19 protein-coding genes and 2 pseudogenes are annotated in these 23,169 nt (G+C 63.7%); 12 read left to right on the forward strand and 9 right to left on the reverse strand.

Annotated features, from left to right (window positions below):
* Nucleotides 1-10: 10 nt before the first annotated feature.
* Nucleotides 11-1,156 (forward strand): PilT/PilU family type 4a pilus ATPase, encoded by a 1,146-nt coding sequence (locus P5703_RS23770; protein WP_019405534.1) that lies wholly within the window; start codon nt 11-13, stop codon nt 1,154-1,156.
* Here the strand turns inward: P5703_RS23770 and P5703_RS23775 are convergent.
* Both P5703_RS23775 and P5703_RS23780 read right to left on the reverse strand, forming a co-directional pair.
* The gene (locus P5703_RS23775) at nt 1,153-1,986 is read right to left on the reverse strand and encodes a TIGR03915 family putative DNA repair protein (RefSeq protein ID WP_019405533.1); all 834 of its coding nucleotides are present in this window, start codon (nt 1,984-1,986) and stop codon (nt 1,153-1,155) included. The genes P5703_RS23770 and P5703_RS23775 overlap by 4 nt on opposite strands.
* Nucleotides 1,986-3,200 (reverse strand): putative DNA modification/repair radical SAM protein, encoded by a 1,215-nt coding sequence (locus tag P5703_RS23780; RefSeq protein ID WP_049340316.1) that lies wholly within the window; start codon nt 3,198-3,200, stop codon nt 1,986-1,988. Before P5703_RS23780 ends, P5703_RS23775 begins: the two co-directional genes overlap by 1 nt.
* Nucleotides 3,201-3,335: 135 nt before the next feature.
* Between P5703_RS23780 and P5703_RS23785 the strand changes: the two genes are divergently transcribed.
* A complete protein-coding gene (locus tag P5703_RS23785; RefSeq protein ID WP_011914966.1) occupies nt 3,336-3,731 on the forward strand; it encodes an NINE protein in 396 nt (131 codons plus the stop codon).
* Nucleotides 3,732-3,788: 57 nt separating this feature from the next.
* Here P5703_RS23785 and P5703_RS23790 read toward each other — a convergent pair whose 3' ends face one another.
* The 7 genes and pseudogenes from P5703_RS23790 to gshB form a co-directional block, all read right to left on the reverse strand.
* Nucleotides 3,789-5,063, reverse strand: coding sequence for a dihydroorotase (locus P5703_RS23790; protein WP_011914965.1), 1,275 nt, complete (start codon nt 5,061-5,063; stop codon nt 3,789-3,791).
* Nucleotides 5,063-6,079: an aspartate carbamoyltransferase catalytic subunit gene (locus tag P5703_RS23795; protein WP_011914964.1), complete on the reverse strand. Its 1,017-nt coding sequence runs from the start codon at nt 6,077-6,079 to the stop codon at nt 5,063-5,065. Before P5703_RS23795 ends, P5703_RS23790 begins: the two co-directional genes overlap by 1 nt.
* Nucleotides 6,080-6,131: 52 nt before the next feature.
* Complete coding sequence (gene pyrR / locus P5703_RS23800; protein WP_095460260.1) at nt 6,132-6,647, reverse strand: bifunctional pyr operon transcriptional regulator/uracil phosphoribosyltransferase PyrR; 516 nt, start codon at nt 6,645-6,647, stop codon at nt 6,132-6,134.
* A gap of 17 nt (nt 6,648-6,664) precedes the next feature.
* Nucleotides 6,665-7,093, reverse strand: a complete 429-nt coding sequence (gene ruvX / locus P5703_RS23805; RefSeq protein WP_011914962.1) for a Holliday junction resolvase RuvX — start codon at nt 7,091-7,093, stop codon at nt 6,665-6,667.
* Nucleotides 7,090-7,659 carry a YqgE/AlgH family protein gene (locus tag P5703_RS23810; protein WP_125460074.1) on the reverse strand — a complete coding sequence of 190 codons (570 nt, stop codon included), beginning with the start codon at nt 7,657-7,659 and terminating at the stop codon, nt 7,090-7,092. Before P5703_RS23810 ends, ruvX begins: the two co-directional genes overlap by 4 nt.
* A 65-nt stretch (nt 7,660-7,724) precedes the next feature.
* Entirely contained in the window at nt 7,725-8,618 is an 894-nt protein-coding gene (locus P5703_RS23815; RefSeq protein ID WP_019405529.1) for an energy transducer TonB, read from the reverse strand.
* A gap of 87 nt (nt 8,619-8,705) precedes the next feature.
* Nucleotides 8,706-9,655: pseudogene (gshB, locus tag P5703_RS23820) on the reverse strand (glutathione synthase).
* A gap of 236 nt (nt 9,656-9,891) precedes the next feature.
* On the opposite strand from gshB, the gene pilG reads away from it, so the two are divergent.
* The 10 genes and pseudogenes from pilG (at nt 9,892) to P5703_RS23860 (ending at nt 23,148) form a co-directional block, all read left to right on the forward strand.
* Entirely contained in the window at nt 9,892-10,299 is a 408-nt protein-coding gene (gene pilG, locus P5703_RS23825) for a twitching motility response regulator PilG (protein WP_003282729.1), read from the forward strand.
* A gap of 44 nt (nt 10,300-10,343) precedes the next feature.
* Nucleotides 10,344-10,709 (forward strand): twitching motility response regulator PilH, encoded by a 366-nt coding sequence (gene pilH, locus P5703_RS23830; protein WP_003297216.1) that lies wholly within the window; start codon nt 10,344-10,346, stop codon nt 10,707-10,709.
* A gap of 41 nt (nt 10,710-10,750) precedes the next feature.
* On the forward strand, nt 10,751-11,287 hold the full coding sequence (locus tag P5703_RS23835) for a chemotaxis protein CheW (RefSeq protein ID WP_013984316.1): 537 nt from the start codon (nt 10,751-10,753) through the stop codon (nt 11,285-11,287).
* Nucleotides 11,288-11,365: 78 nt separating this feature from the next.
* Complete coding sequence (locus tag P5703_RS23840) at nt 11,366-13,414, forward strand: methyl-accepting chemotaxis protein (protein ID WP_020305670.1); 2,049 nt, start codon at nt 11,366-11,368, stop codon at nt 13,412-13,414.
* A gap of 60 nt (nt 13,415-13,474) precedes the next feature.
* A pseudogene (locus P5703_RS23845) lies at nt 13,475-14,340 on the forward strand (CheR family methyltransferase).
* Entirely contained in the window at nt 14,337-14,894 is a 558-nt protein-coding gene (locus P5703_RS24060) for an Hpt domain-containing protein (protein WP_502989191.1), read from the forward strand. Before P5703_RS23845 ends, P5703_RS24060 begins: the two are co-directional and overlap by 4 nt.
* Nucleotides 14,846-17,200: a FimL-related protein gene (locus tag P5703_RS24065; protein ID WP_502989192.1), complete on the forward strand. Its 2,355-nt coding sequence runs from the start codon at nt 14,846-14,848 to the stop codon at nt 17,198-17,200. The genes P5703_RS24060 and P5703_RS24065 overlap by 49 nt, the downstream gene beginning before the upstream one ends.
* Nucleotides 17,197-21,636 (forward strand): hybrid sensor histidine kinase/response regulator, encoded by a 4,440-nt coding sequence (locus P5703_RS24070; protein WP_502989193.1) that lies wholly within the window; start codon nt 17,197-17,199, stop codon nt 21,634-21,636. Before P5703_RS24065 ends, P5703_RS24070 begins: the two co-directional genes overlap by 4 nt.
* The gene (locus tag P5703_RS23855) at nt 21,629-22,681 is read left to right on the forward strand and encodes a chemotaxis protein CheB (RefSeq protein WP_014597991.1); all 1,053 of its coding nucleotides are present in this window, start codon (nt 21,629-21,631) and stop codon (nt 22,679-22,681) included. The genes P5703_RS24070 and P5703_RS23855 overlap by 8 nt, the downstream gene beginning before the upstream one ends.
* Nucleotides 22,678-23,148: a chemotaxis protein CheW gene (locus P5703_RS23860; protein WP_011914952.1), complete on the forward strand. Its 471-nt coding sequence runs from the start codon at nt 22,678-22,680 to the stop codon at nt 23,146-23,148. The genes P5703_RS23855 and P5703_RS23860 overlap by 4 nt, the downstream gene beginning before the upstream one ends.
* Nucleotides 23,149-23,169: the final 21 nt, after the last annotated feature.

Consider the following 23,169-nt stretch of genomic DNA (forward strand, 5'->3'; position numbering starts at 1 on the left):
GAGTACGACGATGGAATTCGAGAAACTTCTGCGCCTGATGGTCGAAAAAGGCGGCTCCGATCTGTTCATCACGGCTGGCGTGCCGCCGTCGATGAAGGTCAACGGCAAGATCATGCCGGTGAGCAAGACGCCCATGTCGCCGGAGATGACCCGGGAAACCGTGCACGGCGTGATGAACGAGCAGCAGCGCCGCGAGTTCACCGAGAACCACGAATGCAACTTCGCCATCAGCGCCCGCGGCATCGGCCGCTTCCGTGTCAGCGCGTTCTATCAGCGAAACCTGGCCGGCATGGTGCTGCGTCGCATCGAGACCAACATCCCGACCATCGAAGAACTCAAGCTGCCGGACGTCCTGAAGAAGCTGTCGATGACCAAACGTGGTCTGGTGCTGTTCGTCGGCGCCACCGGTACCGGCAAGTCGACGTCGCTGGCCTCGATGATCGGCTACCGCAACAAGAACTCCAGCGGGCACATCATCTCCATCGAAGACCCGATCGAATTCATCCACCAGCACCAGAATTGCATCGTCACCCAGCGCGAAGTGGGCATCGACACCAGCTCCTTCGAGGTGGCGCTGAAGAACACCCTGCGCCAGGCGCCGGACGTGATCCTCATCGGCGAGATCCGTACCCGCGAAACCATGGATTACGCGGTCGCCTTCGCCGAAACCGGCCACCTGTGCCTGGCCACGCTGCACGCCAACAACGCCAACCAGGCGCTGGACCGCATCATCAACTTCTTCCCGCCGGACCGGCACAACCAGGTCTGGATGGACCTGTCGCTCAACCTCAAGGCCATCGTCGCCCAGCAGCTGGTTCCGACCCCGGACGGCAAGGGTCGTCGTGCGGTGATCGAGGTGCTGATCAATACGCCGCTGGCGGCCGACCTGATCCGCAAGGGCGAGGTGCACGAGCTGAAATCGCTGATGAAGCGCTCCACCGAGCTGGGTATGCAGACCTTCGACCAGGCGCTGTACAACCTCTACGTGCAGGGCGAGATCACCTACGAAGATGCCCTGCTGCATGCTGACTCGGCCAACGACCTGCGACTGCTGATCAAGCTGGGTTCGGAAACCGACGGTGAGCACCTGACCAGCGTATCCCAGGGCCTGAGCCTGGAGGTCAGCGACGAGGACCCGGGCCGGCGCTTCCGTTAAGCGTCCGCGTCCGGCTGCCGGCCGATGCGCTTGCCCTGCCGGGCGGCAACGCGCTCGGCCTGGCCATCACGCTGCGCACCGGCGCGTGCGCGACTCATCAATTGCGGAATCAGCATGCCTTCGGGCAGGTTCTTCCAGAACCGTACCGGCAGGTTGCTTTGCAGCACGCTGCGGTTCAATCGGGCCGGATTGAAGGTGCTCTCGTAATAGGCCTTCCATAGTTCGCCGCCGGGGTCGGCAGCGCTCTGCGCCAGGCGCTGCCATTGCGGCGGGCAGGGGCTGACGTGATGAAGGGTCTGACCGTTCCAGCAGACACCATCGTCCGGTGTCGCGATCAGCCAGCTGTTCTCGCCCATGCGCTCGGCGAAATGGTGTGCGGCCCATGGCAGCACGTCGTGCGCCGGTTCGAACCAGGCTACATGCCGCGGGCCGTCGCCATCTTCCAGCGGGCTGAAGCGCAGGAAGGCATGCAGATGGTGCGCCTCGCGGCGAACCGCCTTGATTCGTGCATGCAGCTCGCTGCCATCGACATCGCCCGCCATTCTGGCGCTGGCGTCGCCCTGTATGACCCGCCAGAGCACGCGATACAGCAGGCTCCAGCGATGCTCGGTGCGAAAGCGTGCGGCCATCTCCAACTCATCGAGGAGCTGCCGAGGTACGCGGATGCGCGGCCCGTCGGTGGCTGCTGGCGCGGGCATCGGCTCATCGAACAAGCCGACATCTCCGCCGCTTACCCAGTTCACCTCATGCGGTGCGATCTGCTCCTGCAGCAGCACCCGCGCCGCGTCTCGCCAGCCCTGGAAGCTTCCGTCGAAGCGCACCGTGCGCATCACCAGAGCGCCATCTGCGTAGGCGAGCCGTCGCGCAGGTGCTGCCGCAACGCCGTCGATTCCTGCCCGGCGAGGCTGGGGCGGTAGTCATGGGTGACGATGAACGGCTTGGCCTTTTCCAGTGAGCAGCGCAGGCGGGTCAGGTCCTCGAAGCGGATGCGCTTGTGCCGTCGCAGGTCCACCAGTCGCTTGGCGCTGAGCACGCCGATACCGGGAACGCGGGCAATCATGGTCGGTTCGGCACGGTTGAGGTCAATCGGGAAATGCTCCCGGTTGGCCAGCGCCCAGGCCAGTTTCGGGTCTACGTCCAGGGCAAGGTTACCGGGGCCGCTGAGCAGTTCGCCGGCCGAGAAACCATAGCCGCGCATGAGAAAATCCGCCTGGTACAGCCGATGCTCGCGCAACAGTGGCGGTGCGGCGAACGGCACGCTTTTCGGGCTGTGCGGAATGGGGCTGAACGCCGAGTAGTAGACCCGCCGCAGGCGGTAGTCGCCGTAAAGGGACTGCGCGGTATGCAGGATGGTGCGGTCATCGGTGTCATCGGCGCCAACGATCATCTGCGTGCTCTGCCCGGCAGGAGCGAAACGCGGTGCACGCTTCTCCGCGCTGGCCTCGGCCTCGCCCTGGTGGATGGTGTGCATGGCCTGCTTGATGGTCAGCACCTGTTTTTCCGGGGCCAGGCGAATCAGGCTGCTCTCGGTCGGCAGCTCGATGTTCACGCTGAGCCGGTCGGCATGGCGCCCGGCTTCGGCGATCAGCAGCGGGTCGGCATCGGGAATCGTCTTGAGGTGGATGTAGCCGCGAAATTCATGCTCTTCGCGCAGCAGCCTGGCGACCCGCACCAGCTGCTCCATGGTGTAGTCGGCCGAGCGGATGATGCCGGAACTGAGGAAGAGCCCGCTGATGCAATTGCGGCGATAGAAGTCCAGCGTCAGCTCGACTACCTCCTCCGGCGTGAAGCGCGCGCGGGGTACGTCGCTGGAGCGCCGATTGACGCAGTACTGGCAGTCGTACAGGCAGAAATTGGTGAGCAGGATCTTCAACAGCGCCACGCAGCGACCATCCGGGGTAAAGCTGTGGCAGATGCCCATGCCATCGGTGGCGCCGAGCCCGCTCTTGCCTTTGGACGAGCGCTTCGGCGCGCCACTGCTGGCACACGAAACGTCGTACTTGGCAGCGTCGGCGAGCACGCTGAGTTTGTCGATCAGTTGCATGACGGGAACCATGAGTACTGTTTGCATATACAGTATCACGGCAGGCGACGGCTTCGGTGGCCGTCTGGCGGCGCCGGCTGAGCGAATTATCGGATAAGCTGGTCGTCATTCACTCAACCGCCTATCGAGGTTCGGATGCGGCAGAACACTCACAGCACGCTGATCGGTTATCTCCTGTGGATATTCGGCTTTCTCGGCTCCCACCGCTTCTATTACGGCAAGCCGATCACCGGCACCATCTGGTTCTTCACCCTCGGCCTGTTCTTCATCGGCTGGATCATCGACCTGTTCCTGATCCCCTCGATGGATCGCGAAGCGGACCTGCGCTTCCAGCCGGGGCCTATTGATTACACGGTGGGCTGGATCCTGCTGACCTTTCTCGGCGTCTTCGGCGTGCACCGCATGTATCAGGGCAAATGGATCACCGGCATCCTCTACCTGTTCACCGGCGGGCTGTTCTTCATCGGCGTGCTCTACGACTTCTGGACGCTGAACACACAGATATCCGAGCGCAATCGCGCGCGGGTCTGAGTTCGGCCGAGAAGCCTTGGGCCGGAGCGGGCGAGCAGCCGCCCCGGCCGTCTGCGCTCAGGCCTGGTAGCTGATGTGGCCGTCGACGAGCGTGTAGCGCACCGAACCGGGCAGGCAATGGCCCATGAACGGACAGTTGCGCCCTTTCGAGTACCAGCTTTCGCCAACCAGGGTCGAGCTGTGCGGGTCGAACAGCACCAGGTCGGCGGGCTGACCGGCCTGCAGTCTGCCGGCGGACAGTTGCAGCGCGGCGGCCGGGCCGCTGGTGAGGCGCGCCAGCAGGGTCGGCAGGTCGAGCAAACCGTCGTCCACCAGCGTCATCGCCAGTGGCAGAAGAATCTCCGCGCTGCTGATCCCCGGCTCGGTTTCACCGAACGGCGCCAGCTTGGCGTCGGCTTCGTGCGGTTGATGGTGGCTGGAAATCGTCGAGATCACGCCCGCCTTGACCGCCTCGCGCAAGCCGTCGCGATCGGCCGTGCCGCGCAGTGGCGGCTGCACGTGATAGAGGCTGGAGAAGCCGTGCAGCGCCTCGTCGGTGAGGATCAGCTGATACATGGCCACGTCGGCGGTTACCGGCAAGCCGCGCGCCTGGGCCTGGGCGATCATCTCCGCACCGCGGGCGCTGGTCAGCTGAGCGAAGTGCGCGCGCACGCCGGAGCGCTCCACCAGCAGGAGGTTGCGCGCCAGGGCCACGGTTTCCGCGGTATCCGGAATGCCTGACAGGCCGAGAAAGCTGGCGGCGGCACCCTCATGGGCGAGGCCGCCTTCGGCCAGGTCGCTGTCCTGGGAATGAAAGATCACCGTCAGGTCGAAGGTGGCGGCGTATTCCAGGGCGCGGCGCAGGTTGCGGTTGCTGGCGAACTCGGTGAGCCCGTTGCCGAAAGCGACGCAGCCGGCCTCGCGCAAGGCGACCAGCTCGGACAGCTGTTCCCCGGCCAGGTTGCGGGTCATCGCACCGATCGGGAAGACCTTGGCATGGCCGGATTCGCGGGCGCGGTCGAGGATCAGCTCGGCCACCGCGGCGGTGTCCAGCACCGGACGCGTCTGCGGTGGGCAGCACAGACTGGTGATGCCGCCGGCCGCCGCAGCCAGGGTTTCACTGGCGATCGTGCCCTTGCGGCTGTAGCCCGGCTCGCGCAGCGCGACCGAGAGATCGACGAGCCCGGGTGCGGCGATCAGGCCTTGCGCATCGATTGTCTGCTGAGCCTCGAAGCCGGCAGGAGCCTGGCCAATGGACGTGATCCTGCCATCCTGCAGGAAGATATCGGCGACTTCGTCGCGCCCGCTGTTGGGGTCGATAACGCGCGCGCCGAGGATTCTTGTTGCCACCATCACTGCTGCTCCTCGGATACGGATTCGGAATCGATCTGGCGCTGCGCGGTCTGGCCGCTCATCGCCATGGACAGCACGGCCATGCGGATGGCGATGCCGTAGGTGACCTGGTTGAGAATGACCGACTGCGGGCCGTCGGCCACCGCGGACTCGATCTCCACGCCGCGGTTGATCGGGCCCGGGTGCATGACGATGGCGTCCGGCCTGGCCAGCGCCAGGCGCTGTGTGGTCAGGCCGTAGAGCTTGTAGAACTCGCCTTCGCTGGGCAGCAGACCGCCCTGCATGCGTTCGCGCTGCAGGCGCAACATGATCACCACGTCGACGTCGCGCAGGCCTTCGTTCATGTCGGTGAATACGCGCACGCCGTACTGTTCGATGCCTTCCGGCAGCAGCGTTTTCGGCGCGATCACACGGATGTCAGGGCAGCCCAGGGTACGCAGGGCCAGCATGTTCGAGCGCGCCACCCGCGAGTGCAGGATATCGCCGACGATGGCCACCGACAGATTGTCGAAGCTGCCCTTGTGCCGGCGGATGGTGAGCATGTCGAGCATGCCCTGGGTCGGGTGCGCATGGCGACCGTCGCCACCGTTGATCACCGCCACGTCCGGGCTGACGTGCTCGGCGATGAAATGCGCGGCTCCGGAGTCCGCGTGGCGCACCACGAACATGTCCGCCGCCATGGCTTCCAGGTTGCGCAAGGTGTCGGTGAGGGTCTCGCCCTTGCTGGTGGAGGAAGTCGAGACGTTGAGCGTGATGACGTCGGCCGACAAGCGCTTGGCCGCCAGTTCGAAGGTGGTACGGGTGCGGGTGGAGTTCTCGAAGAAGACGTTGCAGACGGTCTTGCCGCGTAGCAGCGGAACCTTCTTCACCGCACGCGCGCCAACCTCGAGGAAGGAGTCGGCGGTGTCCAGAATCTCGGTGAGCAGCTCGCGGGGCAGGCCGTCGAGGGAGAGAAAATGGCGCAGCTGGCCTTGGTCGTTCAGCTGTAGCGGGCGCTTGGCGTCAGTGGGCGTCATCGCAGGATCTCGGTGGGCAGCGGGAGATAGGCGTTAGAAGGAGGGTGCGGCGTCAGGACTGGCTGGCTTCCAGTCGCTGCGGCTCGAGCGCCAGCGGCGCCGGACCAAGCAGCTTGATGCGCTGATCCGGCGCCAGCGACAGCGTCGCCCCGACCACGTCAGGACGGATCGGCAGTTCGCGGGCGTTGAGGTCGAGCAGGCAGACGAGGGTCACGCTGGCAGGCCGGCCGTAGTCGAACAGCTCGTTGAGCGCGGCGCGGATGGTACGGCCGGTCATCAGTACGTCGTCGATCAGCACCAGGTGCTGGCCCTCGATCTCGAATGGCAGCTCCGAAGGCTGCACCTGCGGATGCAAGCCCTTCTGGGTGAAGTCGTCGCGATAGAAGGACACGTCGAGCACGCCGAGCGGTTCGCTCTGTCCGCGTACATCGAGCAGCGCCTGGGCGACCCAGACTCCGCCTGTACGAATGCCTATGAAGCGCGGCTCGCGGATGTCGCGCTCGTTCAGGTAGCGCTCCAGTGCCTCGGTCATCTCGGGCAGCAGCTGTTCGGGATTTGGCAGGATCATGGGGTCTCCTTTCGGGATCAGGCGCCGGCGTGATCGTTCAGCCAGCCTTCCAGTAACAGGGCGGCGGCCAGGGCATCGACCGGCCGTTCGCGATAGCCTCCGTGCTGGCCCTGGCGCAGCCGCTCGCCTTTGGCCTCGAAGGTGGTCAGGCGTTCGTCGTGGGTGTGCACCGGCAGGTTGAAGCGGCCGTTGAGGCGGCGGGCGAATTTCTCTGCGCGAGCGCTCATCTCGCTCGGACTGCCGTCCATGTTCAGCGGCAGGCCGACCACCAGCGCGTCGGGCTGCCATTCGCGCAACAGCGCCTCGATCTGCTGCCAATCGGGTACGCCGTTCTGCGCCTTGAGCACGCACAGCTCGCGGGCCTGGCCGGTCACGACCTGGCCGACGGCGACGCCGATCTGCTTGGTGCCATAGTCGAAGCCGAGCAGCAGCCGCGGCGTGCTCATGCGTGGCCGACCTGGGTGCTGAGCAGGCGCAGGTCGACGCCCAGCGAGGCGGCGGCTGCCTGCAGGCGCTGATCGTGGGGGAGGTCAAACAGGATCTGTGGGTCGGCCGGACAGCTCAGCCAGGTATTGTCGGCCAGCTCCGCTTCCAGCTGGCCGGCTTCCCAGCCGGCGTAGCCCAGGGCCACGAAATGCCGCTGCGGGCCTTGACCGTCGGCAATGGCGAACAGCACATCCTGGGACGTGCTCATGCCGAGCGGGCCGAGCATCAAGGTCGCCTGAAACTGCTGCTCGGCCGAATGCAGGACGAAGCCGCGGTCGGTCTGCACCGGGCCGCCTGCGAAGATAGGCAGGCTCTGACACAGTGCCGGATTCGGTTCGTCCGGGCGCAGCTGCTCGAGCACATCGGCCAGGCTCAGGCCACTTGGACGGTTGACGATAAGCCCCATGGCGCCTTCCGGGCCGTGCTCGATCAGGTAGATCAGCGTCTGGGCAAAGTTCGGATCGGCCATCTGCGGCATGGCGATCAGAAAGTGATGCTTGAGGTAGCTGGGCGCGGTGCTTTTCATGCGCGTTAGCTTAAGCGTTGCACCGCATTCCGGCTACAGCTGCGACCGTTGGTCCCGCGTGCGTCTCAGCGGCTGGACAGCCGGTCACCGCGTTCGAAGCGCCAGGTGCGGATGATCTCGACCTGATCGTACTTCTGCGCCAGTTCGCCGGTGAAGGGGGCGAACGGCGCGGCCAGGCGAACGATGCGGAGTGCGGCATCATCGAGCACCGGCTGGCCGGACGACTCGATCACGCGCAGTTCCTGCACGGTGCCGTCGCGGTTGATGGTGACGAGCATGCGCAGGCTGCCGTAGATCTGCTGGCGGCGGGCTTCGTCGGGGTAGTTGAGGTTGCCGATGCGCTCGACTTTCTTGCGCCATTCGTCGCGATACCAGGCGCTGATGTCACGCATCGTGGCCGCGCTGTTCTGTCGGCTGACCCGCGGTCGTTTGGCGTAGCGCTCGACGTCCTTCGCCAGTTCGGCCTCAAGGCTGGCGATCTCGGCGCTCAGCTGAGAACTGTCGAATGCCGGGGCGGACTGCGGCTCGGGCTGTGGTTGCGTCTGCTGCTTGACCTCTGCCTTCTGCTGCTGCGGGCTGCGCGTGGTGACGACCGTCTTGGCCGGCTCAGGCCGGGTGCTGGGCGGGGGTGCGGCGGGCGGAGTGACTTTGCGGACTTCGGTGTCCTGAAAGGGTGCCTGCTCGGTGGTCTTCGGCGACGCCTTGTGCTCCAGCGTACCGCTGCCCTGCTGGTTGTCCTGAGCAAGGAAATCCGCGTCCTTGGGCTTTTCCTCGCTCTTGAACGTCGAGAGGGTGATTTCCAGCGTCTTGCTGATCTGCTTCGGTTCGGACAGCGTGAAGCCCAGGCCGAGGATCAGGGCCAGGTGCAGTGCGGCAGCCAGGAAAAGCGTGAAGCCGAGCCGGTCCGCGGGGCGGACTCGGGTCGTTTCAGGCGCAGGATGGCGGATAGCGGCGTTCATCGCGTGTCGGGTCGGCTCGAAGTGCCGCGCAGTCTGCCGGCTTTGAGCTCGCCGTCGCAAGCTCCGAACTCAAAGCTGTTAGCTGGTTCAAGCTTGCAGCTTGGCCGCGATCGCGTCCATGAGGCGTTCGCCGATACGGGTATCGAAGGCATTGTCGATTTCGCGGATGCAGGTCGGGCTGGTGATGTTGATCTCGGTGAGGTAATCGCCGATGACATCCAGGCCGACGAACAGCAGGCCACGTTCACGCAGCTGCGGCCCAACGATAGCCGCGATCTCGCGGTCGCGATCGGACAGCGGTTGCGCCACGCCGCGGCCGCCGGCGGCCAGGTTGCCGCGTGTCTCGCCAGCCGCGGGAATCCGCGCCAGGCAGTAGGGGATTGGCTCGCCATCGATCATCAGGATGCGCTTGTCGCCATCCTTGATCGCCGGAATGTAGCGCTGCGCCATGATCTGCCGGCTTCCATGTTCGGTCAGCACTTCGAGGATCACGGACAGATTGGGGTCGCCCTCGCGATGACGGAAGATCGAGGCGCCGCCCATTTCGTCCAGGGGTTTGAGAATGATGTCACGGTGCTCGTTGGCAAACTCGCGGAGAATGTCGGAGCGTCGGCTGACCAAGGTCGGCGGTGTGCACTGCGGGAACTGAGTGGCGAAGAACTTCTCGTTGCAGTCGCGCAGGCTCTGCGGACGGTTGACCACCAGCGTTCCCGCCTTTTCCGCCAGTTCCAGCAGATAGGTTGCGTAGACGTACTCGCTGTTGAATGGCGGATCCTTGCGCATGAGGATCACATCGAGGTCGGCAAGGGCCATGTCGACCTCCTCGCCTGTCTCGAACCAGTGCTGCGGGTCGTCGAAGACCTGCAGCGAGCGCATGCGTGCGCGGGCCGGTTGCCGAGCTGATAAAGGTCTCGCTGCTCCATATAGAAGAGTGTCCAGCTTCGCGCCTGGGCGGCCAGCAGCATGGCAAGCGAGCTGTCCTTCTTGAAGGCGATCTGCGCGATAGGGTCCATGATGATCCCGACGCGAACGGTCATGAGAGTTTCTCCAGCTATGGGCGGCAACGTGCCGCCGGTGGCGCAAAAGGTCGCTGCAGATTGGCCGTGGTTGTGCACTGGGTCAAGGAAAATCCGGATGCTTTTCCGGTTGATAGCGTGGCTAGGAGGAGTGTGCTAAAAAGGTCCGGCGATTGGGTGCAGCCCATCGGTGGCAGGGCCTCCGGCGCACTGACATAACGATAAACTACGACTCACCGAGGCGATGGTAGGGCGAAATGGAACAGCACTCCGAGGGCTTGAAGGTCATGGTGATCGACGATTCGAAAACGATTCGTCGCACTGCTGAAACCCTGCTGAAGAAAGTAGGTTGCGATGTCATCACCGCAGTGGACGGTTTCGATGCCCTCGCCAAGATTGCGGATACTCATCCCCGCATCATCTTTGTCGATATTATGATGCCCAGGCTGGACGGTTATCAGACCTGCGCGTTGATCAAGAACAACAGTTCCTTCAAGTCGACGCCAGTGATCATGCTGTCTTCCAAAGACGGCCTGTTCGACAAGGCGAAGGGGCGCATTGTCGGCTCCGATCAATACCTCACCAAACCGTTCAGCAAAGAAGAGCTGCTCGGTGCAATCAAGGCTCATGTCCCTGATTTCGCGCCGGTGGAGCAAGCGTCCTGAAGTTCGGCATTGTTTGCCGCTGAAGCCTTCCTAATGGAGAAATCATGGCTCGCGTTCTGATTGTTGATGATTCGCCGACCGAAATGTACAAGCTCACCGCCATGCTGGAGAAGCATGGTCATGTGGTGCTCAAGGCCGAGAATGGGGCCGACGGCGTAGCGTTGGCTCGCCAGGAAAAACCGGACGCCGTGCTGATGGATATCGTCATGCCTGGCTTGAACGGCTTCCAGGCTACGCGCCAGCTGACCAAAGATTCTGAAACCAGTCACATTCCAGTGATCATCGTTACCACCAAGGATCAGGAAACCGATAAGGTCTGGGGCAAGCGCCAGGGGGCCAAGGATTACCTGACCAAACCGGTGGACGAAGCGACACTGCTGAAAACCCTGAATGCCGTTCTGGCAGGCTGATGCCGGGGTAGCCAACACTCGGACAAAGGGACGTGGCCAGCATGCCTGACATGCAAACGCCGTTTCAGCAGTTGCTGGAGCTAGATAAACGATGCCGCAGCTATGCGGCCGGTCTGCCTTCGCAGCAGGAAGCCGTACAAACCTGGGGAGGGATCGGTTTCCGGATGGGCGGGCGACTGTTCGTCGCTCCGATGGGAGAGGTCGGTGAAATCCTGCATGAGCCTCGATATACGTTGCTGCCCGGCGTCAAGAGCTGGGTCAAGGGCGTAGCGAACGTCCGTGGCAGATTGCTGCCGGTGATGGACCTTTGTGGGTATTTCGGACTTGAGCTCTCGCCTTTGCGAAAGCAGCGCAGGGTTCTGGTCGTTGATCATCAGGAAGTGTTTGCCGGATTGACCGTCGACGAAGTCTTCGGCATGCAGCACTTCCCGGTGGAGACCTTTTCCGAGGAGCTGCCTCCGATCGAGGCATCGATTCAACCGTTCATTCATGGTGTGTTCCAGCGCGAGCAGCCCTGGCTGGTCTTCAGCCCGCACGCTCTGGCAACACATCAGGCGTTTCTAGACGTCGCTTATTGAGTTGTAGGTGGGGTCGACCGAGGTCGGCCTTTTGGTTCTTGGATGGAAGCGCACGGAGGTCCAGGCGGGGGCCGGATAATGATCAAAATGAATGCTAATGCTTTGTTGAGCGGGGTGCGCAGCAATACGCTGATCACCGGTTTGTTTATCGTGCTGATCGTTTCGATCGTATTGCTGTTCGCGAACTTCGCGTACGTAAATACGCAAGCGGATCACGATAACGAGTACATCGCTCACGCTGGAGAGCTGCGCGTACTGTCCCAGCAGATCGCCAAGGACGCCGTGGAAGCGGCAACGGGAACACAGGAGGCTTTCGCTTCCCTGAAACAGGCTCGTAACGACTTCAACCAGCGCTGGGGTTATCTGTCTCAGGGCAACGACAGCATTGGCCTGCCCGCCGTGCCCGAGTCGCTGCGCGCGGAAGTCAATGCCGTAGAGCAGGACTGGAGCACGCTGCGTCGCGACACCGACGCCATCCTCTCCAGTGAACAAACCGTTCTCTCGCTGCATCAGGTTGCCAGCACCCTGGCAGAAACCATTCCCCAGCTTCAGGTCGAATACGAGGAAGTCGTCGACATCCTGCTGGAGAGCGGTGCGCCTGCGGCTCAGGTATCGGTAGCACAGCGTCAGTCGTTGCTGGCGGAGCGTATCCTCGGTTCGGTGAACAAGGTGCTTTCCGGTGACCAGGATTCGGTCCAGGCGGCGGACATGTTCGGTCGTGATGCCAGTCTGTTCGGGCGGGTTCTGAACGCCATGATCGAAGGCAACGTCGCCATGGGCATCACCGCGGTTGCCGACGAAGAAGCACGCGATCGCCTTTCCGAAATTTCCGAGCTGTTCCAGTTCGTATCCGGCTCGGTGGACGAGATTCTCGAGACGTCGCCGGAACTGTTCCAGGTGCGCGAATCGGCGAACAGCATCTTCGAAGTTTCCCAGACCCTGCTGGACAAGACCTCTGCGCTGTCGCAAGGCCTGCAGAATCGCGCCGATGCGCGTTACATCAACACCATCATCGGCTACGTGCTGGGTGCGCTTGCACTGGCAGCGATCATTCTCATCGGCCTGGTGATGGTTCAGGAGGCACGTCGCCGCCTGAGCGAAACCGCCGAGAAGAACGAACGTAACCAGGCAGCGATTCTGCGACTGCTGGACGAGATCGGCGACCTCGCTGACGGTGACCTGACGGTAGCCGCCACCGTAACCGAGGATTTCACCGGTGCGATCGCCGACTCGATCAACTACTCCATCGACCAGCTGCGTGAACTGGTAGCCACCATCAACCAGACTGCCGTGCAGGTATCGGGCGCGGCCCAGGAAACCCAGGCGACGGCCATGCACCTCGCCGAGGCTTCCGAGCATCAGGCGCAGGAGATCGCCGGTGCGTCGGCGGCAATCAACGAGATGGCGGTGTCGATTGACCAGGTATCGGCCAACGCCGCGGAGTCGTCGGCGGTAGCGGAGCGCTCGGTAGCAATTGCCAACAAGGGCAACGAGGTGGTGCACAACACCATCACCGGCATGGACAACATTCGCGAGCAGATCCAGGACACGTCGAAGCGGATCAAGCGTCTCGGCGAATCGTCCCAGGAGATCGGTGACATCGTCAGCCTGATTAACGACATTGCCGACCAGACCAACATCCTCGCGCTCAACGCGGCGATCCAGGCCTCCATGGCGGGTGACGCAGGCCGGGGCTTCGCGGTGGTAGCGGACGAAGTACAGCGTCTGGCGGAGCGTTCGTCGGCGGCGACCAAGCAGATTGAGGCGCTGGTTAAGACCATTCAGACCGACACCAACGAGGCGGTCATCTCGATGGAACAGACCACCGCCGAGGTGGTGCGCGGAGCCCGTCTGGCGCAGGACGCCGGGGTGGCACTGGAAGAGATCGAGAAGGTATCCAAGACCCTGGCGGCGCTGATCCAGAACATTTCCAACGCGGCACGCCAGCAGGCTTCCTCGGCTGGTCACATCTCCAACACCATGAACGTGATCCAGGAGATCACCTCGCAAACGTCGTCGGGTACCACCGCTACTGCCAAGAGCATTGGTAACCTGGCGAAGATGGCCAACGAGATGCGCCATTCCGTTTCCGGTTTTACCCTGCCGGATGCTCAGGATCAGGCCTGACTTGATGGGTGCGGCAGTCATTGATGGCTGCCGCCGATGATCACGAGCGAGGGGCAGGGCATGCAGCCGAGGTTGGACTGGGCATTGGAGCCCCTGGCCGATATGTCGCCGGCGGAATTCCATGATTGGCAGACGCTTCTCGAAGAGCGTTCCGGCATGGTCGTCAGCGAGCAGCGGCGCAGTTTCCTGCAGGCCAACCTGAGTGCACGGATGCGCGAAGTCGGGGCTCCCGACTATGCCACCTACTATCGTCAGGTCACGTCCGGTCCGCGAGGTGCGGTCGAATGGTCGACGCTCATGGATCGGTTGACGGTCCAGGAGACGCGCTTCTTCGCCATCCCGCTTCCTTCGAGCTGCTGAAGGCTCATCTGGACCAGTGTCTGGAGCAAAGGGCGGGCGATCGGCCGCTGACGTTATGGAGCGTGGGTTGTGCAAGTGGCGAGGAGACCTACTCGCTGGCGATGACCGCTGCCGAGGCACAGGCGCATAGCTCGGTCAAGGTGGGTTTCGGGGTTACCGGCACCGACATCAGCCTCAGCGCCCTGGCCAAGTGTCGCGCGGCGGTCTACAGCGCCCGTCGGCTGGAGCAGGTCGAGCCGGCATGGCGTGAGCGCTACTTCCTGTCGTTACCCGATGATCGTTTTCAAGTCGTCCCTGATCTCGCTGCACGCGTTTGCTTTGCAAGGCTCAATGTGCTGGAGCTGGCGAATTCGCCGATCTCCGGCATGGATGTCATTTTTTGCCAGAACCTGTTGATCTACTTCCGCCGCTGGCGTCGTCGCGACATCCTCAATCGCCTGGCCGAGTGCCTGGCCCCTGGGGGGCTGCTGGTGATAGGCGTAGGCGAGGTGGTCGGCTGGCAACATCCGGATCTGCTTCCGGTTGCCAATGATCAGGTTCTGGCTTTTACCCGGAAAAGTTTATGAGCGGAGTCGCTATGGGTGATCGGCACGATTATGTCGCCCTGGAGTGGGTGAAAGGCGAGATTGCCGAAACGCTTAAGCAGGCGCGTCAGGCGCTGGAGGCGTTCGTCGAGAATCCACAGGACTCGACTCGGATGAGCTTTTGCGTGACCTATGTGCATCAGGTACATGGCACTCTGCAGATGGTCGAGTTCTTCGGCGCGGCACTGCTCGCCGAGGAAATGGAGCAGCTCGCGCGTGCGCTGCTCGAAGGCCGCGTGGCCAACCAGGGCGAAGCGCTCGAGGTGATGATGCAGGCCATCCTGCAGCTTCCCGTCTATCTGGATCGCATCCAGAGCGCCCGTCGCGACCTGCCGATGGTCGTCCTGCCGTTGCTCAATGATCTGCGTGCCGCCCGTGGCGAAAGCTGCTCTCGGAAACCAGCCTTTTCTCGCCCGATCTCTCCGGGCGCACCCCGGCGCTTTCTCGCGAGTCCGTCGAGCGCCTGCGCACCGAGGAGCTCCCGGCATTGCTGCGCAAGCTGCGCCAGATGCTGCAAGTCGCACTGGTGGGCGTGATCCGCAACCAGGATCTTCCGACCAATCTGGGCTATATGGCTCGGGTATTTGCCCGCTTGGAACAGCTTTGCAAGGATGCGCCGCTGGCTGCGCTCTGGCAGATCGCGTCGGGGCTGGTCGAAGGGCTGGCCAGTGGTGGTGTAAGCAACGGTACATCGGTTCGCACCCTGCTGCGGCAGGTGGACAAGCAGCTCAAGCGGCTGGTCGAGGAGGGCGCAGATGGTATCAACCAGGCTGCGCCTGATGAGTTGATCAAGAATCTGCTCTTCTATGTCGCCAAGGCGCCCGGGCAGACGCCGCGCATCCAGACGCTCAAGCAGCACTATCGCCTCGATGAAGCGCTGCCGGACAGCGCCGTGGTTGATCAGGAGCGCGCCCAGCTGGCTGGCCCGGACCGAGGCGCGATGCGCTCGGTGGTCACGGCACTGTGCGAAGAACTGGTCCGCGTGAAGGACAGTCTTGACCTGTTCGTGCGTAGCGATCGCAAGGTCATTTCCGAGCTTGCGAGCCTCGAAGTGCCGCTCAAGCAGATCGCCGACACCCTGGCGGTGCTCGGCTTCGCGCAGCCGCGCAAGATCATTCTCGACCAGATCGCCCTGGTCCAGTCCGTTGCGCAGGGACGGCAGGCGCCCGACGACGCCGTGCTGATGGATATCGCCGGAGCATTGCTCTATGTCGAGGCCACGCTCGCCGGCATGGTCGGAGGCCCTGCGGAGGAGCGCAGCGAAGCGAATCATCTGCCGACCACCGATGTGGCTCAGATTCACCAGCTGGTTATTCGCGAAGCGCGCAACGGGCTGGAGCAGGCGAAGGATGCGATCATCGAGTTCATCGCCTCGCAATGGAATCACGAGCACCTGGCGCGCGTTCCCGATCTGCTGACCCAGGTCCGTGGCGGCCTGGCCATGATTCCGTTGGAGCGTGCTGCAGCGCTGCTGCAGGCTTGTAACAGCTACATTCAGGACCAGCTGTTGGCCCGCCAGGCTGTGCCTGACTGGCAGAGCCTGGACACCTTGGCGGATGCGATCACCAGCGTCGAGTACTACCTGGAGCGACTGTCGGAAGACTGCGGGACGCAAGGCGACCTGATTCTCGATGTGGCCGAGGAGAGTCTGCAGAACCTGGGTTATTCGCTGGGACAAGAGAAGCCGCAACCGGTAGAGCAGATCGCCGAATCCGAGATGCTGGATCCACTGGACGAGATCGAAGTGCTTCCGGAAGAGCTGGAGGTGAGTCCCGACACGTTTGCCTTTGCCGAGCCCTCTGAAGAACAACAACCGGACGCATCGGAGCCGGCGTTCGTCAGCGAGTCGCAATTGCTGCTCGACGCCGCGGAAGCCGAACCCGAAATCGAGGCGGTGGAATTCGAGCCCGAGTGGACACTAGGGGATTCAACCTCCACGGACGATGAGATCGTCTTCAGTCTGCCGGATGATGAGTCGTCGGCTGCTCCGGCCCTTGCCGAGACGGCGGGCGAGGAGCCGAGCCTGGACGACTGGAGCGTGGCGCAGGTTGCCGAGCTCGATCTTCCCGAAGTGACCCTGCCTGACTTCACGCAGCCCGAAGCAGCTCCCGTTGTCGAACCCGAGCCGGCAATCAGCCTGGAGCAGGTGATGGCCGCGCCGGTTACCGCCATCAATCCGCCGGCACAGGATGTTCCGCCAAGCCTCCTGCCTCCGCCTGCCGACGAGGAGCCGGTCGATGAAGACCTGCTTGAAGTCTTCATCGAAGAGGCCGCTGAAGTCCTGGAAACCATCGGCGAATACCTGCCGCGCTGGTTCTCCGACAGTGATGACAAGGATGCACTGGGTGAAGTCCGCCGTGCATTCCACACCCTCAAGGGCAGCGGACGGATGGTGCGGGCGCTGATCATCGGCGAACTCGCATGGTCCATCGAGAACCTGCTCAATCGCGTCCTGGATCGCACCATCGTCGCCGGCGATTCGGTCAGGCAGGTGGTGCGTGACGTCGTCGAGCTGATGCCAGCGCTGGTCGAGGAGTTCGCCGCCAAGGCGCAGCGCCAGCGTGACGATGTCGATCGATTGGCCGCCACCGCACATGCGCTGGCCAAGGGGCAGCCGGTAGCGCTGCCTCAGCCCGTCGCTGAGGTTGTCGAGGCCTTTGTGCCTGACGTCGACTCAGAGCCCGCACCGATCGCCGAAGCGCCTCAGGCGGTTCTGCCTGAAAATGATGACGATGCGCTGGACCCGCAGTTGCTGGAAATCTTTCGCAACGAGGCAGAGTCGCACCTGACCACGCTCGTCAGCTTTCTCGCAGATTGCGCGCAACGCCTGCCCAACCGGTGACCGATGCATTGCAGCGCGCGCTGCACACCCTCAAGGGCAGTGCGCACATGGCCGGCATCCTGCCCGTTGCGGAAATCGCGACGCCGTTGGAAAAGATGGTCAAGGAATTCAAGACCAACCTGATCCAGATGGACCTGGCGGAAGCCGAGTTGCTGCACGAGGCCGAGTCGCTGCTGCGGCAGGGGCTGGTCAATCTCGACCATGAACCGCTGGCACCGATCGAAGGGGCTCCCGCGTTCCTGGCCAAGGTGCATGCGTTGCATCAGGCGCGACTGGTCGAGGCGGGTGCCCGCCAGCAGAACGATGCAGGCGAGGCGCGCGATCCGAGCATGATTGCGCTGTTCCTCTCCGAAGGCATGGATATTCTGCTGGACGCAGAAGACTTGTTGCGCAGCTGGCGTGAGCATCCGGCCGAGCGCCAGGAGCTGTCCGCTCTGCTGCAGGAGCTGACCACGCTCGGGCAGGGCGCCAAGATGGCCGATCTGCCGCAGATGGAGGCCCTGTGTCAGGTCCTGCTGCGCCTGTATGCCGTCGTCGAAGAGGGCCGACTCGCCGTCAGCGAGCGCTTCTTCGATGATGTCGAGCGCGGCCATGAAGCGCTGGTCGGGATGATGGACCAGGTGGCGGCAGCGCTGCAGGTCAGCGAGCAGTCTGAACTGCTGGCACGTCTGGAGGCGCTGCTGGACGAGGCGATAGACCCGCTGGATCTTGCGCAGTCATTTGCCGAGCCGCAGGTTGCATCGTCCGCGCCCGCGCCCGTTACACAATTGCAAGCCGAAGCCGAAGCCGAAGCCGAAGCCGAAGCCGAAGCCGAAGCCGAAGCCGAAGCCGAAGCCGAAGCGTGGCCGGCCGATCCTGTGGTTGACGAAGCGCAGGATGATCTCGACCATGAAATGGTCGAGATATTTCTCGATGAGGCGGTCGATCTCATGGAGAGCGCAGGCCAGGCGCTGGATCGCTGGCTTGCCGATCCCGCCAATCAGATGGCCCTCTCGGCGCTGTTGCGCGACCTGCATACCCTCAAGGGTGGCGCCCGGATGGCCTCCATTCGCCCGATCGGTGACCTGGCGCACGAGCTTGAATCGCTCTATGAAGGTCTCTCCGACGGCCGTTACGTCCACTCCGTCGAGTTGGCGACGCTGTTGCAGCGCAGCCACGATCACTTGGCCCTGCAGCTCGAACAACTGCAACGCCAGCTGCCGATGAGCTGCGCCGATGCTCTGATCGAGTCGATGCGCGCCTTTCGTCAGGGCGCTTTTCCTGCGTTCGAAGCCGAGGACGTAGTGGCCGAGGCGCAGCCGGATCAGGGTAATGAGTCCCATACGTTCGAGGAGCCACTCGAGGGCGAGGACGCTTTTGACGCTGTGCCGGACCAGCCTCCGGTCATGGAGGTCATCGATCTGCCACTGGCTGACATCGATGAGTCATTCACCAGCGAAGAGGGTGAAGCAGTCAGTCCCCTGGAGGACGTCGAAGCCACCGAGGCCTCGTTCAGCGAAGCGCAGGACGAGATCGAGCTCGAATTGCCTGAAATCGAAGACGCGCCCGCGTCGTTCGAGGTGGCTGCGGATGCCCCGCGAGCCGAAGCGGTCGATCGTCAGCCAGAGCTGGTAGATCGCGACCCCGAGCTGGTGGAGATCTTCCTGGAGGAGGGCTTCGACCTTATCGAAAGCGCGGCCGGCGGGTTACAGCGCTGGATGGCGGATGTCGACAACAGCTTCGAGCTCGAAGCACTGCAGCGGGACCTGCACACCCTCAAAGGTGGCGCACGGATGGCGGATATCCGCGAGATCGGTGATCTCGCCCATGAACTCGAGTTTCTCTATGAGGGGCTGTGCGCGGGCAGCTACCGAGCCAGTTCCGAGCTGTTCGGCCTCCTGCAGGCCTGCCAGGACCGTCTGGCGGAGATGCTCGAAGCGGTGCGGGCGCACAATCCGATCCCTAGCGGTGATGCGCTGATCGAGACGATTCGCCGATTTCGCAACAACCCCGAGGAACAGCTGAGCATCCCCAGCAGCGTATCGCTGAAGGCTGCGCAGGAGGATGCGCAGCAGTCGGCCGAGGCCGAGATCCTCGATATCTTCGTCGAGGAAGCGGACGACCTGCTGGAAGAGATGGAGTCGGCCCTGGGCCGCTGGGATGCTGGCCGCGAGGACGCGGCGCCCCTGGCTGACATGCTTCGCGTGTTGCACACCCTCAAGGGCGGGGCACGCCTGGCGGGGCAGACTGCCCTGGGCAACATGGCCCATGATCTGGAGCAGCGCCTGAGCGAGGCGCAGCAACAGGGCGCCCCCTGGCCGGACAGTCTGTTCCTCGATGTACAACAGGGTTATGACGCGCTGCTCAAGGACGTCGAGCAGTTGCGCGACAGCCTTGCCAGCGATAGCGCCGAGCCGCTGTATTCGGAGCCACAGCATGCGGAGCTGCAGGAGACCGAGTCGCCGTTGCCGAGCGAGCCGCTGACACTGCCGCAGCCGATCGTTGCGGCGAGCAGCCAGCCGGCGCCAAGCGCTGCGCCGGCAAAGGTCCTGCCGTTTATTCGGCGCGCCCAGCAGGCCGCTCAGGAAGCCGCTGCGCGTCGAGCACCACAGGAACTGGTCAAGGTGCCGGCGGAACTGCTGGAAGGGCTTGTCAACCTGGCTGGTGAAACCTCGATCTTCCGTGGTCGGGTGGAGCAGCAAGTCAGCGACGTCGGGTTCACGCTCGGCGAAATGGAAGCGACCATCGAGCGCGTGCGCGATCAGCTGCGCCGCCTGGATACCGAAACCCAGGCGCAGATTCTCAGCCGCTATCAGGCCGAGGCCGAGCGGGCCGGCTACGACGATTTCGATCCGCTGGAGATGGACCGCCATTCGCAGCTGCAGCAGCTGTCCCGTGCGCTGTTCGAGTCGGCCTCCGACTTGCTCGACCTGAAGGAAACCCTCGCTGCGCGTAACCGCGATGCCGAAACCCTGCTGCTGCAGCAAGCACGCGTCAATACCGAGCTTCAGGAAGGCCTCATGCGTACGCGCATGGTGCCTTTCGAGCGGCTGGTGCCGCGTCTGCGTCGTATCGTCCGGCAGGTGGCCGGTGAACTCGGCAAGCAGGTCGAGTTCCTGGTCGGCAACGCCACCGGCGAGATGGACCGCAGCGTGCTCGAGCGAATCGTCGCGCCGCTGGAACATATGCTGCGCAATGCCGTGGACCACGGTATCGAGTCGGTCGAGCGGCGCCGTGCCGCCGGCAAATCCGAGCAGGGCACGATCCGCCTGGATCTGGCGCGTGAAGGCGGCGATATCGTCCTGACGCTGGCGGACGACGGTGGCGGCATCAACCTCGAGGCGGTGCGGCGCAAGGCGATCGAACGCGGCCTGATGTCCGCCGACAGCGGTCTGTCCGAACACGAGATCCTGCAGTTCATCCTCGAGGCCGGTTTCTCCACCGCCGAGCGCGTCACGCAGATCTCCGGCCGTGGTGTCGGCATGGACGTGGTGCATTCGGAGGTCAAGCAGCTCGGTGGCTCCATGAGCATCGAATCGACGCTGGGCCAGGGCACGCGTTTCCTGATTCGCCTGCCGTTCACGGTGTCGGTCAACCGGGCGCTGATGGTCTACTCGGGCGAGGACCTCTATGCGATCCCGCTGAACACCATCGAAGGTATCGTGCGGGTTTCGCCGTACGAGCTGGAGGCTTACTACCAGCCGGATGCGCCGCGCTTCGAATATGCCGGTCAGGCCTACGAGCTGCGTTACCTCGGCGATCTGCTGAACAACGGGCAGAAGCCGAAGCTGGTCGGACAGAGTCTGCCGCTGCCGGTGATTCTGGTGCGTTCCAAGGAGCACAGTGTCGCGGTGCAGGTCGACAGCCTGGCCGGCTCGCGCGAGATCGTGGTGAAGAGCCTCGGCCCGCAGTTCGCCGGCGTCCATGGCATCTCCGGCGCGACCATCCTCGGCGACGGTCGCGTGGTGGTGATTCTCGATCTGCTGGCCACCATTCGTGTCCTGCATGCGCATCAGATCATTCAGCAGCAACAGCCGAGGCTGATCGATCAGCTGCCCGAATCCGTCGAGGTGGAAAGCGAGCGGCCGACGCTGGTCATGGTGGTCGACGACTCGGTCACTGTGCGCAAGGTCACCAGCCGCCTGCTGGAGCGCAACGGCATGAACGTGCTGACCGCCAAGGATGGGGTGGATGCGATCACCCAGCTGCAGGAGCGCAAGCCGGACATCATGCTGCTGGATATCGAGATGCCTCGCATGGACGGCTTCGAGGTCGCCACGCTGGTGCGCCATGACGAGCGCCTCAAGGACCTGCCGATCGTCATGATCACTTCGCGTACCGGCGAGAAGCACCGGGATCGCGCGTTGAGCATCGGCGTCAACGAATACCTGGGCAAGCCGTACCAGGAGTCCGTCCTGCTCGAGGCCATCCAGCGCCTGGTCCACGCCGATGTCTGAAGTGCTCTCCACCCGTATTGCGGTACTCGCCGATACCTCGCTGCAGCGTCACGTGCTGCAGCAGGCGTTGACCGGAAGTGGCTATCAGGTGGTGCTGAACAACGACCCGGCGCGTCTTGAACCTGCCGATCTGGATAGCACCGAAGCGGACCTGTGGCTGGTGGATCTGGCCCAGACCGAAGACTCCCCGCTGGTGGATGCCTTGCTGGAGCGCGACACCACGCGGGTGCTGTTCGGCGAAGGGCATGCGCCGGAACGCCATTCGGAGTTCTACCCACGCTGGGAGCGCAGCCTGTTCAGCAAGCTCAAGCGCCTGGTGGGCGATCCGTCGCGTGCCGTCGGGCCACGGCTGGACGTGTTGCAGGGCGAAGGGCAGCGTCCGGAGCGACTGACGCTGCCTGCAGTGCTGGCCGATTCCGCGCTGCGTGCCGGAGAACCGGCACATCAGGTCTGGCTGCTGGCAGCCTCGCTGGGCGGGCCGGAGGCGGTGAAGGCCTTTCTGGATGCCTTGCCCGGCGGGTTGCCGGTGGGCTTCGTCTACGCCCAGCATATCGAGGCGAGCTTCGAGTCGGCGCTGTCCCAGGCCGTGGGGCGCCATAGCCAGTGGCAGGTGCGGCAGGTCCGCCCGGGTGAGCCGGTTCGCTGCGGCGAGGTGGTAATCGCCCCGATCAGTGAGGAGCTGGCGTTCGAGGACGATGGCAGCGCGCGCCTGACCGGCCGCTGCTGGCCAGAGCCGTACAGCCCCTCGATCGACCAGATGATGCTGAACCTGGCCCAGCAGTTCGGCGGCCGCTGCGGTGTCATCGCCTTCAGCGGCATGGGAAGCGACGGCAGTGCCGCGGCGGCGTACGTGCTGCGTCAGGGCGGCAAGGTATGGACGCAGCGCGCCGACTCCTGCGCCTGCTCGAGCATGCCGGACAACCTTCGCGAGGGCGGCTACAGCTCCTACAGCGGTGATCCACGAGAACTGGCGCAGGCGCTAGTCAATCATCTGGTGAACCAGGCCGGGGCGCCCACCACGTCTTTTCAACGGGATAATTCATGAGTCAGACGGTCATTTCTCAGGACGCGGAAAGCCTTACCGGGCTGCTGATGCCGCTTGCCGATCGCATGCTGCTGGTACCCAACGTGGCGGTAGCCGAGCTGATTCCGTACCGTGCGCCACAGGCGGTACAGGGCATGCCGGCCTGGTTTCTCGGCCAGGTGCAGTGGCGCGACCTGAGTCTGCCATTGCTGTCATTCGAGGCCGCCTCCAGCGGCGAGCCGCAGCCGGTGGGCAGCGCCGCGCGGGTGGCCGTGCTCAACGCTGTCGGCGGGCGCGATCACGTCAAGTTCATTGCCCTGCTGGTGCAGGGCATTCCGCACTCGATCAAGGTCGATGCGAGCCTGGCGCGGGCGGACGTAGAACTTGCACCGCTGGAGCTGGATGCGGTCAACCTCGGTGATATGCAGGCACGTATTCCCGACCTGGTCGGCCTGGAGCAGAAGCTGGCAGACGCCGGCCTGATCTGACTGCGGTCCGCGGCTAGAAGT

It is taken from the genome of Stutzerimonas sp. FeSN7, assembly GCF_030263795.1.
Classification (GTDB): Bacteria; Pseudomonadota; Gammaproteobacteria; order Pseudomonadales; family Pseudomonadaceae; genus Stutzerimonas; species Stutzerimonas stutzeri.

What these genes read in the sequence shown, in the direction of transcription:
- ruvX (WP_011914962.1), bottom strand. Translation starts at nt 7,093, where the DNA reads ATGAGCACGCCGCGGCTGCTGCTCGGCTTCGACTATGGCACCAAGCAG.
- P5703_RS23840 (WP_020305670.1), top strand. Translation starts at nt 11,366, where the DNA reads ATGATCAAAATGAATGCTAATGCTTTGTTGAGCGGGGTGCGCAGCAAT.
- P5703_RS23780 (WP_049340316.1), bottom strand. Translation starts at nt 3,200, where the DNA reads ATGCAACTGATCGACAAACTCAGCGTGCTCGCCGACGCTGCCAAGTAC.
- P5703_RS23785 (WP_011914966.1), top strand. Translation starts at nt 3,336, where the DNA reads ATGCGGCAGAACACTCACAGCACGCTGATCGGTTATCTCCTGTGGATA.
- P5703_RS23860 (WP_011914952.1), top strand. Translation starts at nt 22,678, where the DNA reads ATGAGTCAGACGGTCATTTCTCAGGACGCGGAAAGCCTTACCGGGCTG.
- pyrR (WP_095460260.1), bottom strand. Translation starts at nt 6,647, where the DNA reads ATGATCCTGCCAAATCCCGAACAGCTGCTGCCCGAGATGACCGAGGCA.
- P5703_RS23810 (WP_125460074.1), bottom strand. Translation starts at nt 7,659, where the DNA reads ATGAAAAGCACCGCGCCCAGCTACCTCAAGCATCACTTTCTGATCGCC.
- pilH (WP_003297216.1), top strand. Translation starts at nt 10,344, where the DNA reads ATGGCTCGCGTTCTGATTGTTGATGATTCGCCGACCGAAATGTACAAG.
- P5703_RS23775 (WP_019405533.1), bottom strand. Translation starts at nt 1,986, where the DNA reads ATGCGCACGGTGCGCTTCGACGGAAGCTTCCAGGGCTGGCGAGACGCG.
- P5703_RS23815 (WP_019405529.1), bottom strand. Translation starts at nt 8,618, where the DNA reads ATGAACGCCGCTATCCGCCATCCTGCGCCTGAAACGACCCGAGTCCGC.
- P5703_RS23855 (WP_014597991.1), top strand. Translation starts at nt 21,629, where the DNA reads ATGTCTGAAGTGCTCTCCACCCGTATTGCGGTACTCGCCGATACCTCG.
- P5703_RS24060 (WP_502989191.1), top strand. Translation starts at nt 14,337, where the DNA reads ATGAGCGGAGTCGCTATGGGTGATCGGCACGATTATGTCGCCCTGGAG.
- P5703_RS23795 (WP_011914964.1), bottom strand. Translation starts at nt 6,079, where the DNA reads ATGACGCCCACTGACGCCAAGCGCCCGCTACAGCTGAACGACCAAGGC.
- P5703_RS23835 (WP_013984316.1), top strand. Translation starts at nt 10,751, where the DNA reads ATGCCTGACATGCAAACGCCGTTTCAGCAGTTGCTGGAGCTAGATAAA.
- P5703_RS23790 (WP_011914965.1), bottom strand. Translation starts at nt 5,063, where the DNA reads ATGGTGGCAACAAGAATCCTCGGCGCGCGCGTTATCGACCCCAACAGC.
- P5703_RS23770 (WP_019405534.1), top strand. Translation starts at nt 11, where the DNA reads ATGGAATTCGAGAAACTTCTGCGCCTGATGGTCGAAAAAGGCGGCTCC.
- pilG (WP_003282729.1), top strand. Translation starts at nt 9,892, where the DNA reads ATGGAACAGCACTCCGAGGGCTTGAAGGTCATGGTGATCGACGATTCG.